At 46.1% G+C, this 17,173-nt stretch carries 12 protein-coding genes; 7 read left to right on the forward strand and 5 right to left on the reverse strand.

Annotation, left to right across the window (positions count from 1 at the left end; genetic code table 11):
• Window positions 1-543: 543 nt before the first annotated feature.
• Entirely contained in the window at window positions 544-1,434 is an 891-nt protein-coding gene (gene metF / locus VTH8203_RS17330; protein ID WP_096994790.1) for a methylenetetrahydrofolate reductase, read from the forward strand.
• Window positions 1,435-1,556: 122 nt separating this feature from the next.
• Here the strand turns inward: metF and VTH8203_RS17335 are convergent, their stop codons facing one another.
• From VTH8203_RS17335 to argE, 3 genes are all read right to left on the reverse strand, one after another.
• Entirely contained in the window at window positions 1,557-2,096 is a 540-nt protein-coding gene (locus VTH8203_RS17335; RefSeq protein ID WP_096994791.1) for a PadR family transcriptional regulator, read from the reverse strand.
• Window positions 2,097-2,470: 374 nt separating this feature from the next.
• Entirely contained in the window at window positions 2,471-5,104 is a 2,634-nt protein-coding gene (gene ppc / locus VTH8203_RS17340) for a phosphoenolpyruvate carboxylase (protein ID WP_096994792.1), read from the reverse strand.
• 182 nt (window positions 5,105-5,286) lie between these two features.
• Window positions 5,287-6,426, reverse strand: a complete 1,140-nt coding sequence (argE, locus tag VTH8203_RS17345; RefSeq protein ID WP_096994793.1) for an acetylornithine deacetylase — start codon at window positions 6,424-6,426, stop codon at window positions 5,287-5,289.
• Window positions 6,427-6,607: 181 nt separating this feature from the next.
• On the opposite strand from argE, the gene argC reads away from it, so the two are divergent.
• From argC to VTH8203_RS17370, 5 genes are all read left to right on the forward strand, one after another.
• Window positions 6,608-7,612, forward strand: coding sequence for an N-acetyl-gamma-glutamyl-phosphate reductase (gene argC, locus VTH8203_RS17350; RefSeq protein ID WP_096994794.1), 1,005 nt, complete (start codon window positions 6,608-6,610; stop codon window positions 7,610-7,612).
• A gap of 15 nt (window positions 7,613-7,627) precedes the next feature.
• Complete coding sequence (gene argB, locus VTH8203_RS17355; RefSeq protein WP_096994795.1) at window positions 7,628-8,416, forward strand: acetylglutamate kinase; 789 nt, start codon at window positions 7,628-7,630, stop codon at window positions 8,414-8,416.
• A gap of 81 nt (window positions 8,417-8,497) precedes the next feature.
• The gene (locus tag VTH8203_RS17360) at window positions 8,498-9,715 is read left to right on the forward strand and encodes an argininosuccinate synthase (RefSeq protein ID WP_096994796.1); all 1,218 of its coding nucleotides are present in this window, start codon (window positions 8,498-8,500) and stop codon (window positions 9,713-9,715) included.
• Between the two features lie 262 nt (window positions 9,716-9,977).
• Window positions 9,978-11,852 (forward strand): argininosuccinate lyase, encoded by a 1,875-nt coding sequence (gene argH, locus VTH8203_RS17365; RefSeq protein WP_096994797.1) that lies wholly within the window; start codon window positions 9,978-9,980, stop codon window positions 11,850-11,852.
• 308 nt (window positions 11,853-12,160) lie between these two features.
• Entirely contained in the window at window positions 12,161-12,517 is a 357-nt protein-coding gene (locus tag VTH8203_RS17370) for a RidA family protein (RefSeq protein ID WP_006071144.1), read from the forward strand.
• A gap of 83 nt (window positions 12,518-12,600) precedes the next feature.
• On the opposite strand, the gene VTH8203_RS17375 is transcribed toward VTH8203_RS17370, so the two are convergent.
• Window positions 12,601-13,329 carry a redoxin family protein gene (locus VTH8203_RS17375; RefSeq protein ID WP_096994798.1) on the reverse strand — a complete coding sequence of 243 codons (729 nt, stop codon included), beginning with the start codon at window positions 13,327-13,329 and terminating at the stop codon, window positions 12,601-12,603.
• Between the two features lie 161 nt (window positions 13,330-13,490).
• Between VTH8203_RS17375 and oxyR the strand changes: the two genes are divergently transcribed.
• Window positions 13,491-14,375 (forward strand): DNA-binding transcriptional regulator OxyR, encoded by an 885-nt coding sequence (oxyR, locus tag VTH8203_RS17380; protein WP_096994799.1) that lies wholly within the window; start codon window positions 13,491-13,493, stop codon window positions 14,373-14,375.
• 113 nt (window positions 14,376-14,488) lie between these two features.
• Here the strand turns inward: oxyR and VTH8203_RS17385 are convergent, their stop codons facing one another.
• Window positions 14,489-17,137 carry a penicillin-binding protein 1A gene (locus VTH8203_RS17385; protein WP_096994800.1) on the reverse strand — a complete coding sequence of 883 codons (2,649 nt, stop codon included), beginning with the start codon at window positions 17,135-17,137 and terminating at the stop codon, window positions 14,489-14,491.
• Window positions 17,138-17,173 lie beyond the last annotated feature (36 nt).

The following is a 17,173-nucleotide window of genomic DNA, read 5'->3' on the forward strand; positions in this document are numbered from 1 at the left end:
GACCTTCTGACGCGTGTGGCTCTGTTCTATTGGTTTGAACATTGCAAGGTTTACTCGGCTATTTAGGCGAGTATTGTGTTTACGGTAAGGCAGCCACTCGCGGAGGGAGATCTCCTTTTTCAAGGAGATGACGATGGTTGTGTCGTTAGGGTGCGTGGGAATGGTGGTTAGGGATAGGTGCATGGCATACGTCATCTTCGCGAAAGTGAAGATCTTCTGACGCGCGTGGCACTGTTCTAGTGGTTTGAACGTTGCGAGGTTTACTCGGCCATTTAGGCGAGTATTACGTTTACGGTAAGGCAGTCACTCGCGGAGGGAGATCTCCTTTTTCAAGGAGATGACGTATGCCATGCCTCTGCTTTAATTTCTTTAACATGGCACATGAAAAAAATTCATACTTACTCTATTGACTTTAAATGCCATTCATTTCATTCTGTAGACATATAGACGTCTAAACGTCGAAAAATAAAATATAGATATAGATAGACAGGCTTTATCTAAGATTGGATGGGATAACCAATCTTGGTATTTAGGGAGAGAACCATGGGATACACACACGCTGGGCACATTGATGCATTGAATCAGAATATTGCTGAGCTTTCAGACAATATCAACGTCTCATTTGAGTTCTTTCCACCGAGCACACCAACAATGGAAGATACTCTTTGGAAGTCTGTGCACCGCCTAAAAACGTTAAATCCTAAATTTGTTTCTGTGACTTACGGTGCAAATTCAGGCGAGCGTGACCGCACTCATTCTATTATTAAAGAGATCAAGTCCGAAACGGGACTGGTTGCAGCACCGCATCTGACTTGCATTGATGCATCTCGCGATGAAATTATTGATATAGCTGAAGATTACTGGCGTAACGGCATTAAGAATATTGTCGCATTGCGTGGCGACATCCCTGCGGGTGGTGGTCAGCCGGACATGTATGCATCGGATTTGGTCGAGTTATTAAAATCGCGTCACGATTTTGATATTTCAGTGGCTGCTTTCCCTGAAGTGCATCCAGAAGCAAAAAGTGCTCAAGCCGATTTATTGAATTTGAAGCGTAAGGTGGATGCGGGAGCAAATCGTGCTATTACCCAGTTTTTCTTTGATGTAGAAAGTTACTTACGTTTTCGTGATCGCTGTGTAGCGGCTGGTATCGATGTGGAAATAGTCCCAGGTATTCTGCCGGTTTCCAACTTTAAACAGGCGTCACGATTTGCTGGCATGAACAAAGTAAAAGTACCTGGTTGGATGCAAAAGCAGTTTGAAGGCTTGGATGACGATCCAGTGACGCGCCAGTTAGTCGGAGCGAGTCAGGCGATTGATATGGTTCGTGTCTTGAGCCGTGAAGGGGTAAAGGATTTCCATTTCTACACCCTAAACCGTGCTGAAATGACTTATGCACTGTGCCATACACTAGGCGTACGCCCTCAGGTTTAGTGATCTCATAGACTTCCTCAATGACAACAAAAAAGCGTCAGGTGTATCTCGATACCCCTGACGCTTTTTTGAACTCAAGAACCAAACTAGGTCGAGAGCGACCCTAGCTTGTCTCACGTGTTTTACGCTAACGCTTCTAACTCAGACAGCGCTTCTTCTGCCCATTCTAACCATGCTTGACGAGCAAGTAGGTTGCGGCGCAGTGTTAGACGTTCAAGACGAGCGTTCTTGTCTAATGTGCTTGGCGTTGCGTAATAGGCCGTTTCAATTTCACGGTAGTGCGCAACGAGCTTTTTCGACTCTTCAATCAACTCTTCAAGTTGGATACGGAATGCTGCTGATGGTTGCACTGCACAAGCGGCTAGCTTGGCTGAGAATTCATCGCGCACAGTCGGGTGTACAGTAGGTTGTTCAAACCATTCGCCTAATGCGCTACGGCCTGAGTCGGTAATCGAATAGACTTTACGATCTGGTTTACCTTCTTGTGGTTCAAGTTTGCAAGTAACCAGTGCTTTGTCAGCCATTTTGTTGAGTTCACGGTAAACTTGCTGATGACTCGCTTTCCAGAAGTAACCGATGCTCGCAGAAAATTCCTTAGTTATGTCATAGCCAGTCGCATCGCGAGTGCTAAGAACGGTAAGGATTACGTGTGGTAGTGACATGTTATAAGTCCAAATGGTCAATAGTGTATTAGTAATTATGTTGCTCTTGGTCGCGGATAGAAGACTGTTGCAGAACTTGTGTGAGTTCATGAAACTCGCGCGAAAGAACAAAGCCAATTTTGTTTGGCACCTGTAACCTTGTTTAAGCCTTTGTCACCTAGAAGGACACGCGAACGCGTGAACCGAACTGTCGATATATTCGTACTTGTTTTTAATGCGACTATACCATAACTATATTGGAATCTATAAGCATGCAGTGGAACAGAGAGTGATATCACTTAAAAAAAATTGACAAAGCTATCAATAGTCACGCCAATTGGAATAAAAGGCTGCAAAACGCAGCCTTTTGTCCTTTTTTTGATATTATATGTCGTTTAACCAGTATTTCGCATACCAGCAGCAATGCCGGCGATAGTAACCATCAGCGCTTCTTCTAATTCAGCCTCAGTTTCTTCGCTTTGACGAGTACGATGAAGCAGTTCCGCTTGAAGCATATTGAGCGGTTCGACATAAGTATTACGCAAGCGAATTGACTCTTGACCCCAAGGGTCGCTCTGCATCAGATGGTTATGGTTTTCTACGTTCAGCACCGCTTTGATGTCTTGCTGAAGTTGAGCGCGTAGCTTATCACCTAATGGTAACAGTTCAGGTGCTGCTAAACGTTGATCGTAGTAACGTGAAATTTCCATATTACACTTGGCGTACACCATCTCTAGCATGCCTAGACGAGTGGAGAAGAACGGCCATTCACGACACATTTCTTCGAGAAGTGCTTGGTGACCTTTATCAATTGAGTATTGAATCGCTTCACCTGCACCTAACCAAGCTGGAAGAACTAAGCGGTTTTGGCTCCAAGAGAAAATCCAAGGAATTGCACGTAAGCTCTCTACACCGCCATTTGGATTGCGTTTCGCAGGGCGAGAACCTAATGGCAGTTTACCCAATTCAAGCTCTGGTGTTGCTTGGCGGAAATACGGCACAAAGTCCGGTTCACCGCGAACGACTTTGCGATAAGCGTCGCATGACACTTCAGAAAGCACGTCCATCAAGTCACGCCACTCTTTTTTAGGCTCAGGAGGTGGCAGAAGGTTCGCTTCTAAAATGGCACTGGCATATAGATTAAAGCTGTTGACGGCAATCTCTGGCAGGCCAAGTTTAAAGCGGATCATTTCGCCTTGCTCGGTAACGCGTAGACCACCTTTTAAGCTCTTCGGTGGCTGAGATAGCAGCGCGGCGTGTGCAGGCGCACCACCACGACCGATCGTACCACCACGGCCATGGAACAGCGTGATATCGATACCGGCCGCTTCCCCCACTTCTACCAAGGACTCCATAGCACTGTATTGGGCCCAGCCAGCAGACATAACACCGGCGTCTTTAGCAGAATCTGAGTAACCAATCATCACCATCTGATGGTTTTGAATGTAGCCACGATACCAATCGATATCGAACAGCTGTTTCATTACGGCTTCAGAGTTGTTCAGATCGTCTAGCGTTTCAAACAGTGGGCACACGTCCATACGGAACTTACAGCCACACTCTTGAAGAATTAGGTGCACGGCCAGAACATCTGAGGCAGTGCGCGCCATTGAAATCACATAAGCACCGAAAGCTTCGCGTGATTGAGAGGCGATAACACGGCAAGTATCGAGGACTTCTTGAACCTCAGCCGATGGCTCCCAATCGCGAGGAAGGAGTGGGCGTTTGGAGCTGAGTTCATTGATAAGGAAAGAAATCTTATCTTGCTCACTCCATTGGTCATAATCACCCAGTCCCAGATAACGTGTCAGTTCAGAAATGACATCGGAGTGACGAGTGCTTTCTTGGCGAACATCGAGGCGAACAAGGTAAATACCGAACGCTTTAACGCGGCGTAGTGTATCTAACAGTGACCCGTCTGCAATGATTGCCATACCGCTTTCACGTAGAGACTTATAACAAGCCATTAACGGCTGCCACAGCTGTTCAGCGTCTTCAAGAATAGGTTTGTTAGGCACGTCTTGACGATTGATTTGCGCTTCAATCACTTCGAGGGTATTCATTAACAAAATGCGAACGGGCTTTAAGATCGCACGGTATGGTTCATGCTGTTCACCAGCAAGCTCACGAACGTGATCGTTACATTTCACCATGGAGAGTTCAGTGATAAGCTCTTGAAGATCCCTGAGGTAAAGCTCAGCGGCCTTCCAGCGCGATAATAGCATCACTTCACGGGTAATGCTGTGGGTAACAAAGGGGTTACCATCTCGGTCGCCGCCCATCCATGATGAGAAATGCACAGGGCGCGCATCAATGGGTAAACCTTCACCAAGGAAGCCTTTGAGTTTTTCATCAAATTCACGCAAGAATTCAGGTACGGCTTCCCATAGGGAGTTTTCAACCACGGCAAAGCCCCATTTGGCTTCATCAAGTGGCGTCGGACGCTGTTGACGAATCACATCAGAGTGCCAGCTTTGGGCAATCAATTGTTCTAAACGGCGTTCGGTTCTTTTGCGTTCTTTTTCTGAAAGTTCGTTCAACTCGAGTTTGGATAGGCACTCATTGATCTTCACTAGTTTGTTGATCATGGTGCGACGAGTAATTTCAGTAGGGTGTGCCGTCAGTACTAATTCGATGTTAAGCGCGCGAACTGCTTGTGCACTATCGAGTTTGCTGATGTTTTCTTGGCTTAGTTTTGAAAAAAGTGACGAAATAGGATCCGGTTCACACACATCGGCTTCACAGCTGCGTGAAATGGTGTGGTATTGATCGGCGATATTCGTCAAATTTAGAAATTGGTTGAATGCGCGAGCTACTGGAGTGAGTTGCTCATTCGGCAGGTTGGTAATTTCTTCGATTAGTAATTCACGATCGGCTTCATTGCCTGCACGCACAACGGATTTGGAAAGCTTACGAATTTTCTCTACTTTCGCGAGAATCTCCTCTCCATGCGCTTCCTTGATGGTATTACCCAACAAGTGCCCTAGCATCCTAACATTGCTCTTCAATGGGGCATATTTTTCGTTCATAGTCGTCCTGCCTTGTAATTTAACTACATCGATTATTCCTTATCAGCCTCACAATCTAGCTAAAAATGTTAGTGCGAGTCAAATAAAGTAAACCATGTTTGCGATTATCGCTTTGGCACGAAATCCGCACACTTGGTGAACTTTGTTTATTGACTTGTTGAAATTTTATTACAGTTTGTAAGTCACTCGAAACAATACTGGCGTATAGATTTAGCCAAAATATTGATGGTTGGATCGATAAACTTAAAGCTTAAAAACTCATTAGGTTGATGGGCTTGGTCAATGGAACCTGGTCCAAGTACTAAAGTTGGACACAATTGCTGCAAGAAAGGGGCTTCTGTGCAGTAGTTCACGGTTTCTGACGAGGTTTCACACAGCGCTTCCATACCGCTAACAAATGGATGATGGTGATCGCACTCATAACCAGGAATGGGTTCATGTAAGGCAGTGATAGATAATCTGCCCGGCCATTTGGCTTCAACCTCTTTTAATGCATCACGTAATAAATTATCTAAGCCATCTAGACTAATGCCTGGTAAGGGTCTGACGTCGTAATGCAGCTCACAGCAACCACAAATTCGGTTGGCACTGTCTCCGCCATGAATATGACCAAGGTTGAGGGTTGGACTAGGAATCGCAAATCCTGGGTGGTGGTACTCTTTAATCAAACGGTCACGCAGCTTCATCATAGCAAATAACACTTCGTGCATGATTTCAATGGCATTAACGCCAAGCGCTGGGTCTGACGAGTGACCCGATTTGCCAGTAACACGTATCGCATTCGCAACGTGGCCTTTGTGACCACGAATTGGCACTAAGCTGGTTGGTTCGCCAATGATGCAATAATCCGGTTTGAACGGTGCATTTTCGGTAAAGTGACGCGCACCTAACATCGTCGTCTCTTCATCACATGTGGCTAACACATAAAGAGGCTTGGTCTGTTTACTCCAATCAATTTTCTTAACCGCTTCGTAGATGAAGGCGAAAAAGCCCTTCATATCCGCTGTTCCTAATCCGTAGAATCGATTGTTGGCTTCAGTCAATTCGTGAGGGTTAAAGCTCCAGCGACCCTCATCATAAGGAACGGTATCACTGTGACCCGCTAAAAGTAAGCCGCCCTCACCATCGCCCTTCTTGGCTATCATATTGAATTTATTGGGCTCAACCTCGATCACTTCAACATCAAAGCCGAGATCTTTCATCCAAGTTGCCAGCTTTTCGATGACTTTTGCATTGCCATGATCCCAGCTAGGGTCAGTCGAGCTGATCGAAGGAGTGCTAATTAGGCCTTTATAGACCTCTAAAAAACTGGGTAATTGCATATTATCTTCGCTTCTACTGTTGACAGATTAATCCTAAGACGGTAAAAAACATATTAAATCAAATTTAATGAATAAAAAATCAATTAATGACCTTTTTACTATATTTATAGTCATTAGTTGCCATGTTCATAAACCGATATCACAAGCCTAGTTCAACAGACTCATTAACGGATGTAGAGAAATGCTGAAAACGACCATTATTGGCGCCACAGGATACACAGGAGCAGAGCTTGCTCTTATGGTCACAAAACACCCTGAACTCACGCTATCAGGTTTGTATGTATCCGCCAATAGTGTGGATGCTGGTAAGCCGATTTCACAATTACACGGCAAACTCGCAGGTTTGGTAGATATGTCGGTTCAACCCCTAAACGACGTTAAACAAGTGGCGAGTGAGTGCGATATTGTTTTCCTTGCCACGGCACATGAAGTCAGTCATGACTTAGCGCCTGAATTTTTAGACCAAGGTTGCCAAGTATTTGACTTATCAGGTGCTTATCGTGTTAAAGCCGACGATTTTTATACCACGTTCTATGGTTTTGAGCATCAAAATGAAAGCTGGTTGGACAAGGCCGCGTATGGTTTAGCAGAGTGGGACGCGCAAGAGATTGAACATGCTCAGTTGGTGGCTGTGCCGGGTTGTTACCCAACCGCTTCACAATTGGCCATCAAACCTTTGCTAGAGGCAGGAATAATTGATACCCAGATGTGGCCTGTCATTAATGCCACCAGTGGCGTGACTGGTGCCGGACGCAAAGCGACGATGACCAATAGTTTCTGTGAAGTCAGCCTGCAACCTTACGGGCTGTTCAATCACAGGCATCAACCAGAGATTGCGACACACTTGGGATGCGAGGTGATTTTTACTCCTCATTTAGGCAATTTTAAACGTGGCATCTTGGCGACGATCACGATGAAGCTCAATGAAGGCGTGACGGAAGCGCAAGTGGCAGAGGCATTTGCAACCGCGTATCAGGGGCAGCCTTGTGTACGCGTTAAAGGCAATGTTATTCCAAGAATTCAAGATGTTGAGCACACTCCATTTTGCGACTTAGGTTGGAAGTTGCAAGGTCAACATATCATCGTTGTTTCAGCGATTGATAACTTGCTAAAAGGGGCGTCGAGCCAAGCAATGCAGTGCTTAAACATTAAAAATAAATTTGCCCAGTTAACGGCACTCATCTAGAGCGAGGAAAGCAGTATGAGTCATCCAAATCCGCCATTAGTCATCAAGTTAGGGGGTGCTGCCTTATCTTGCACACAGACGCTGGGCCAGCTATTTGCAGCGATTTCTAATTATCAAAAACAAGCGCAGCGTGAGATTGTCATTGTTCATGGTGGCGGTTATCTAGTGGATGATTTGATGAAGCAATTAAACCTTCCAACGATAAAAAAACAAGGGCTGCGCGTGACCCCGTATGAGCAAATCCCACTCATTGCTGGAGCGCTGGCAGGGACAGCAAACAAGTTGCTTCAAGGTGACGCGATTAAAGCGGGCATCAACGCAGTGGGCCTTAGCCTTGCTGATGGCGGTTTGTGTGACGTGACCGAACTGGATCCTGAACTTGGTGCTGTAGGCAGTGCGAAGGCAGGTAATCCGGCAGTATTGCAAGCTGTGCTCAAATCAGGCGCCTTGCCAATCATCAGTTCAATCGGTCTTGATAGCCAAGGTCAGTTGATGAACGTCAATGCGGACCAAGCAGCGGTAGCGGTAGCGGGCGCATTGGATGCGGAGTTAGTTTTGCTCTCTGATGTGAGTGGGGTCTTGGACGGTAAAGGCCATCTATTACCAAGCCTAACTCAACAAGAAGCGGATGCCTTGATTGAAGGTAAAGTGATTACCGATGGCATGATTGTAAAAGTTCAAGCTGCTCTGGAAGCGGCGAATGATCTTGGTCGCCCGATCGAAGTCGCCACTTGGCGCTATCCGAACAAATTAGTCGACCTGTTTGCTGGTAAAAGTATCGGCACCCAGTTCGTACCCAATTAATTTTTGTAGTAACAGTTATCTGAAGAGTTGAGTAACCCGAGGCACTGACCGCCAAAATCAGGCTCGGATAAGGAGAGAAAAATGAGCAAACCATCTGTAAAAAAAGTTGTTGTAGCCTATTCCGGCGGTCTAGATACGTCAGTCATCATTCCGTGGCTAAAAGAAAACTACAACTGTGAAGTCGTGGCATTCGTTGCCGATGTTGGTCAGGGTGAAGAAGAATTGATTGGCATTGAAGAAAAAGCCAAAGCATCGGGGGCATCTGAGTGTTATATCGCAGACCTGAAAGAAGAAATGGTCGCCGATTACATCTATCCGACACTGAAAACGGGCGCCTACTACGAAGGAAAGTACCTGTTAGGCACCTCTATGGCACGTCCGATTATTGCGAAAGCGCAGGTGGAAGTGGCGCGCAAAGTCGGTGCAGATGCGCTGTGTCACGGCTGTACTGGTAAAGGTAATGATCAAGTGCGTTTTGAAGGTGCATTTGCAGCACTGGCTCCGGATCTTACGGTGATTGCTCCTTGGCGTGAGTGGGATCTTGTGAGTCGTGAAGAGTGTCTAGACTATCTGGCTGAGCGTAATATTCCATGTACCGCATCGTTGACTAAAATTTACTCTCGTGATGCCAACGCATGGCACATTTCTACAGAGGGTGGAGTGCTTGAGAGTACTTGGAATGCGCCAAATGAAGATTGTTGGGTGTGGACGGTCGACCCTGAGCAAGCGCCTAACGAAGCGGAATATGTCACGCTAGAAGTGAAGCAAGGTGAAGTGGTTGGCGTTGACGGGGAGCAAATGACACCATACAACGCGCTGGTCTATTTGAATGAAAAGGGCGCGAAGCATGGTGTAGGCCGTATCGACATCGTTGAAAACCGCTTGGTTGGCATGAAGTCCCGTGGCTGCTACGAAACTCCAGGAGGCACTATCATGATGGAAGCCTTGCGTGCTGTTGAGCAATTAGTACTAGATAAAACGTCTTTTGAGTTCCGTGAAGAGCTGGGTATCAAAGCGTCTCACCTTGTTTATGATGGTCGTTGGTTTACGCCACTTTGTAAGTCAATTTTAGCGGCGTCAGAGGAGTTAGCGAAAGACGTCAATGGTGAGGTTGTTATCAAGCTTTATAAAGGGCAAGCGGTTGTGACGCAAAAGCGCAGTGTGAACAGTCTTTACTCTGAAGAGTTCGCGACATTTGGCGCAGATGAAGTCTATGACCAAAGTCATGCGGAAGGTTTTATCCGCCTGTACTCACTTTCAAGTCGTATCCGTGCATTAAACGCAGCAAAGAATAAGTAATCACCTCGCGCACTGCGCAAGCTCTCAAGCTTCGCTATACTGTTTGAAATAAAGAAACCCATTTGCTATCAAATGGGTTTCTTGCTATTTGCCGCAATATCAGTCTTGAATACACTTGTTGAATATTTATGTGAAATAAGTGAATTTTTACTTTATTTTTAATTCAATTTGCCGTAAGTTGAACCCTAACAATAAAGAAACTGAGTTGCATCAGATTCAAGCCGAACAAAGCAGTGAAGATTGAGCAGTTAGGAGAGACACGATGGCATTATGGGGCGGAAGATTTACCCAAGCAGCAGATACGAGATTCAAAGATTTTAATGATTCATTACGCTTTGATTACCGACTTGCTGAGCAAGACATTGTTGGCTCAATTGCTTGGTCAAAAGCGCTGGTATCGGTGAATGTACTGACCGAAGAAGAACAGCAGAAGTTAGAGTTAGCGCTAAACGAGCTAAAGCTAGAGGTGATGGAAAACCCTAAGCAAATCTTACGCTCTGACGCGGAGGATATTCATAGTTGGGTTGAACAACAGCTTATTAGCAAAGTTGGCGACCTCGGTAAAAAGCTGCATACCGGACGCTCTCGTAATGACCAAGTAGCAACCGATCTGAAATTATGGTGTCGTCAGCAAGGTCAACAGCTATTACTCGGTTTGGACAGATTACAATCGCAAATGGTTGAAGTGGCGAGAGTTCATCAAGACACTGTGCTTCCTGGCTATACACACTTACAACGTGCTCAACCGGTGACATTTGCGCATTGGAGTTTGGCGTATGTAGAAATGTTTGAGCGTGATTACTCACGTCTGGAAGATGCTATCAAACGCCTGGATACTTGTCCATTAGGCTCCGGTGCACTTGCAGGCACGGCTTATCCGATGGATAGGGAGCAACTGGCTCACAACCTCGGCTTTAGAAGAGCAACGCGTAATAGTCTAGATTCCGTTTCCGATCGTGATCATGTGATGGAGCTGATGTCCATTGCTTCTATTTCGATGCTGCACCTATCTCGTCTTGCGGAAGACATGATCTTCTACAACTCAGGCGAATCTAATTTTATTGAGCTTGCTGATACCGTCACGTCTGGCTCTTCTCTTATGCCACAGAAAAAGAACCCAGATGCGCTGGAGCTCATTCGTGGTAAAACAGGCCGCGTCTACGGTGCCTTAGCTGGCATGATGATGACAGTAAAGGCACTGCCACTTGCTTACAACAAAGACATGCAGGAAGACAAAGAAGGCCTGTTCGATGCATTGGATACTTGGAACGACTGCATGGAAATGGCAGCACTGTGTTTTGATGGCATTAAAGTAAATGGTGAACGTACTCTTGAAGCGGCGAAACAAGGCTATGCCAATTCAACGGAGCTTGCCGATTATCTGGTCGCAAAAGGCATTCCATTCCGTGAAGCACACCATATTGTCGGTGTTGCGGTTGTGAGTGCTATTGCCAAAGGCTGTGCGCTGGAAGAGCTTTCTATTGCAGAGTTGCAAGAGTTCTCGCCGGTTATTGAGCAAGACGTGTACGACATTTTAACCATTGAGAGCTGTCTGGAGAAACGCAGTGCCTTAGGGGGAGTGGCTCCTCAACAAGTGGCGTATGCAGTTGAGCAAGCAACGAAACGCCTGAGTGCGCGTGATAATTCAGCGGTGAAAGTGCGCTCAGCCAGACTCACCGATATTGATGCGTTAGAAAGTATGGTGGCTTATTGGGCTAACCTTGGAGAGAATTTACCGCGTAGTCGTAATGAATTGGTGCGTGATATCGGCTCTTTTGCAGTCGCAGAGCATCATGGCGAAGTGACCGGTTGCGCATCCTTGTATGTGTATGACTCGGGGCTGGCTGAAATTCGCTCTCTTGGCGTTGAAGCAGGCTGGCAAGGTCAAGGGCAGGGGACGGCCATAGTGCAACATCTCGTTGAGAAAGCACGTAAGATGGCAATTAAGAAAGTCTTTGTGCTGACCCGTACTCCAGAGTTCTTTATGAAGCATGATTTCATTCCAACATCGAAGACACTATTGCCTGAAAAAGTTCTCAAAGACTGTGATCAGTGCCCAAGACAGCATGCTTGTGATGAGGTAGCGTTAGAGGTTAACTTAGTAGAACAAATTATCACTAAGAAAAATGTAGCCTAACGCATTGAAAAATAAGTGAGTGAGAAAAAGATCGAAAAAGTTTTTAAAAAAGATCTTTTTTCTGGGAACCAACAAGAAAAGGCGCGGTCTATTAAAGTACCACTGCTTTTTCTTAGAAGAATCTAAGAAGGCCCCGAGTCAAGGTTGACTACGGGGCTTTTTTCTTTCTGCCGTTCGGCAAATCTTGTAATTGAATTCTGTTATCGCCAAGCATGTCACAGTGTCGCCGTGTTGAACGGCCATCGAATCCGCTAGAATACGCTTTCCTGTTTCACTACAAGCTGTCCTCTAAGACTAAGAAGAGAAGAATGATTGAACGTATCCATACCAAAGAGCGCATGAGCCGCATTGTTAAGCACAACGGTACTATTTACCTATGTGGTCAGGTTTGTGCAGACGCGACGAAAGATATTACAGAGCAGACACAAACCATGCTCGATAAGGTTGAAGCGTTGCTCTTGGAAGCTGGTAGTGACAAAGAGCACATGCTGTCGGCAACTATCTACCTAAAAGACATGCAAGACTTCCAAGCAATGAACGCGGTATGGGATGCTTGGGTCCCCGCTGGTTTTGCTCCTGCTCGTGCGTGCGTGACCGGTGATATGGCGCGTGAAGCGCTGTTGGTAGAGATTTCTGTTATTGCCGCTGAAATTGAGACAAAGTAAGCCAGAAGCTACCCTAAGATGAAACCCAAAAGCGAGCCCATATGGGACTCGCTTTTTTGGTGTTTATTTGAGTATGAGAAGCGTTAGCCTAGATAAGCTTCTAGTTCCTCACTACCACCAATGTGTTTACCGCCGATAAAGACTTGTGGAACCGTAGTACGGCCAGAGATAGCGCGTAGCGTTACTGTGGTCGCATCTTTACCCAGAATCACTTCTTCGTACTGCAAGCCGTGGTCAATTAAGTTCTGTTTTGCTTTCATACAGAAAGGGCAGCCCGGCTTGCTGAATACGGTGATAGATTCTTGAGTGCGGTAATCAGGCGCAATGTAGCTAAGCATGGTATCAGCGTCTGAAACTTTGAATGGGTCGCCAGGTTCGTTTGGTTCGATAAACATTTTTTCTACAATGCCGTCTTTCACTAGCATACTGTAGCGCCATGAACGCTTACCAAAACCAAGGTCGTTTTTCTCAACCAGCATTCCCATACCATCAGTAAAATCGCCATTACCATCTGGGATGAAAGTAATGTTTTCTGCTTCTTGATCGTTTTTCCAAGCGTTCATTACGAAGGTATCGTTGACGGACACACAAAGGATTTCATCAACACCATGTTCTTTGAATACAGGGAACAGCTCATTGTATCGTGGTAAGTGACTAGAAGAACAAGTTGGCGTAAAGGCGCCTGGTAAGCTGAAGACGATAACCGTTTTGCCTTTGAATAGCTCATCGCTGGTCACATTTACCCAGGCGTCTCCTTGGCGAGTGGGGAATGTTACTTGAGGAACGGCTTGGCCTTCTTTAGATGCAAACATAATCTTGTCCTTATGGAATGTTAAATTCTAATACTATGAAAATCTTTATGAGCTTAACGCTTACAGCGCTGGTTCGTTGAGACCATTATCAAAAAAATGGATTGATAGTTCTAATCGTTTATTGTTATGGTATCGATAGCTATATTCTATCGGAGTCAGCAATGAACATTCGTGATTTTGAGTACTTGGTCGCTCTCGCGGAACACAGACATTTTCGCAAGGCGGCTGAGGCTTGTTTTGTCAGTCAGCCGACCTTAAGTGGTCAAATCCGTAAACTTGAAGATGAAATTGGTACGTCACTATTGGAGCGCAGTAGTCGCAGAGTACTGTTTACTGAAGCGGGTCTACAGTTGGTGGAACAAGCTAAACATGTACTAAAAGAAGTAAAAACGTTTTGTGAAATGGCAGCAGGTCAAAGCGGTGAAATGACCGGTCCAATGCATATCGGTTTTATTCCTACTGTTGGGCCTTATTTATTACCTAAAATCATTCCTAAGTTGAAAGATTCTTTTCCTGAACTTGAGTTGTACTTGCATGAGGCACAAACTCACCAACTGGTGAGACAACTTGAAGAAGGCAAACTCGATTGTCTCGTACTGGCTTCTGTACCGGAAACCGCGCCGTTTAAAGAAATTGAGATCTACAATGAGCCAATGAGTGTGGCGGTGCCTTGTGACCACGAATGGGCGCACAAAGATCAGGTTGAAATGGCAGAGTTAAACGGTCAGACAGTCCTCTCTCTAGGAGATGGACACTGTTTACGAGATCAAGCATTAGGCTTCTGTTTTGCTGCTGGTGCTCGTGATGATGAACGTTTTAAAGCGACAAGTTTGGAAACGTTGCGCAATATGGTCGCAGCTGGCGGGGGTATTACCTTGCTTCCACAGTTGTCTTTGCCAAGCAGCAAAGTGAAAGATGGTGTGTGTTATCTTAAAGCTGTGAACCCAACGCCTTCTCGAAGCATTGTTTTAGCCTATCGACCAGGCTCGCCACTGCGCGCAAGATTTGAAAAGTTGGCGAAGGCAATTACTGAGTATTTAGGCTGATAACCCACTGAACATGCTTTAGATAGACCCCTGCCTAAGCAGGGGTGAAAATTCTAGGTATGGCTTCTATGCTTAACCGATGATAGAAGGAACGCAAGGTCCCTTCCATATCGTCAGAACAGACTATCACCACCCGACTCATCACTTGAATACAAGGTGTCAGTAAGACTGTCTTGAATATATTCTTTTGGCTCAGTGCCAATTTTGAAGTATTCAAACATAGTCGAACCATCTGTTTTATTGGTGAGCAGCCCTGAATCACGATCAATACGAACACGGGTGATGTCATTCGGGATTTGCTTCGCTTGTTGTGGATGACCTTCTAACGCAACATGCATAAAGTCGACCCAAGCTGGCTGTGCCGTTTTAGCCCCTGCTTCAGCTCCAGTAATTTGGTCTTTACCTAAGTTCGGGTTCGCGGTAGTACGTCCTAGCTTGCGCTGGTGGTCATCGAAGCCAACCCACGCGGTAGCAACAATACCTGGACCATAGCCGTTGTACCATGCATCTTTCGAATCGTTGGTCGTACCGGTTTTACCACCAATATCACGACGCTTCAGCTTTTGTGCACGCCAACCGGTGCCATTCCAGCCAGTGCCATCTCGCCAGCTGCCGCCACCCCACACGTTGCTGTAGAGCATCTCTCGAGTTAAGAACGCCGTTTGTTCAGACAGGACTTTTGGCGCATAGCGCGGCTGATCCGTTACCATGTCTTCTTCATTGAACTGAGCAATATCAACCGGCGCCAATTCTGTCGCGTTAGTTGCTTCTTCAACACTTGGTGCTGTGCCATCATCGTTGCTGGCATCGACCATTTCTGGTGCTTGCATTTGTGGGCAATCTTGGTGGCAGACCACCTTTGGATTTGCTTCAAACTCAATCTTACCAAATGGGTCTTCAACTTTACTGATGTAATAAGGCTCTACATAGTAGCCACCATTAGCAAACACGGAGAAACCTTGTGCCATCTGAATTGGCGTTAAACTGCCTGCACCCAAAGCGATGGTTTCTGAACGTGGTAGCTTGGATTTATCAAAGCCAAAACGAGTCAGGTAATCGCGAGTTTCATCTAAGCCGACTTCACGGAGCACTCGCACCGCCATGACGTTCTTAGACTGTGCCAAACCAATTCTTAGGCGAGTAGGACCAGTGTAAGTCGGTGGTGAGTTTTTCGGGCGCCAAGCGGTACCCGCGCTCTTATCCCATTTATTTATAGGCGCATCATTAACCAGACTGGCAAGTGTCATCCCTTTATCCAGTGCTGCCGCATAAATAAATGGTTTGATACTAGAACCTACCTGTCTTACTGATTGAGTAGCGCGGTTGAACTTGCTGTGAACAAAGTTAAAACCACCCACTAACGACAGTACAGCGCCATTTTCAGGGTTGATTGCAACAAAAGCGGTATTGGCATTTGGTACTTGACTTAAGCGCCAAGAAATCGCCACCGGTTCTGGCATTTCACCGTCTTCAGTTTGGACTTCTTTGTCTTCTGGAGCTACATCTGGCGTACCGTCCAAGTCAGCCGCACGCACCCAAATTTGTTGACCAACCGCTAAAATGTCTGATGCAGTTTTTGGCGCATCGCCTTGACGATCATCGGTTCTAAACTTACGAGCCCATTTCATGTTGTCCCAATCAATCGTCTGCTCACCATAGCTCTTAACGTATACCGTGGCTGTTTTACCTGCGACTTTGTCAACGACCGCAGGGCGCAATTCACCATAAGTCGGCTGGCTACGAAGATGTTTGATGATTTCTTCTTCGCTCATTGCGGTTTGTCCCGGTTTCCAAAGTACTTTTTCAGCACCGCGATAGCCGTGACGTTCATCGTAGCTCAGTAGATTTTTGATGGCGGCAATATGGGCTGCTTTTTGTAGTTTAGAGTCAATCGTTGTGGTGACGCGCATGCCTGATTCATAGGCCGCTTCACCGTAGCGATTTACCATCCAAGCACGAGCGATCTCTGCAACATAGGGTGCGCTGAGTTCAATCTCTGCACCGTGATATTGAGAAATGATAGGTTCGCTACGAGCCTCATCAAACTGTGCTTGAGTGATGTATTTCTCTGACAGCATACGAGAGAGTACGACATTGCGGCGTTGCGTTGCACGCTCGACCGAGTAAATCGGGTTCATCGTTGATGGTGCTTTAGGTAAGCCAGCCAACACGGCAATCTCGCTTAGTGTTAGATCTTTGAGGTCGCGTCCAAAATAGACTTGAGCTGCGGCGCCAAAACCGTATGAACGGTAACCGAGGAAGATCTTGTTGACGTACAGCTCCATGATTTCTTGCTTACTCAGCAGTTGCTCAATGTGAACCGCAATAAAGATCTCTTTGATTTTACGCATAACCTTCTTCTCATTAGACAAGAAGAAGTTACGTGCCAGCTGTTGAGTAATGGTACTGGCCCCTTGAGAGGCACTGCCTGATGCGATCACTGCAAACGCCGCACGCGTAATCCCTATTGGGTCAAAGCCATAGTGGTCGTAGTAGCGACTGTCTTCCGTCGCAATCAAAGCATCGATAAGTTCTGGAGGAATCTCATCGTAAGATATTGGTATACGACGTTTTTCGCCAAACTGTGCGATCAACTTCCCATCTTGGCTAAACACCTGCATTGGAGTTTGTAGTTGTACATCTTTTAACGTTGCAACGTCGGGTAGCTCAGGCTTTACGTAGTAGTAAAACCCGAAGATGGTACCGACTCCAAGCAGCATGCAAATCAATGCAAAAACCAACAGTCTCTTTATGAACTTCACCGGAGATTCCCTGATTAATTAAGGTTATGGGTAGGC

This window comes from Vibrio thalassae (assembly GCF_900089835.1).
Taxonomy (GTDB): domain Bacteria; phylum Pseudomonadota; class Gammaproteobacteria; order Enterobacterales; family Vibrionaceae; genus Vibrio; species Vibrio thalassae.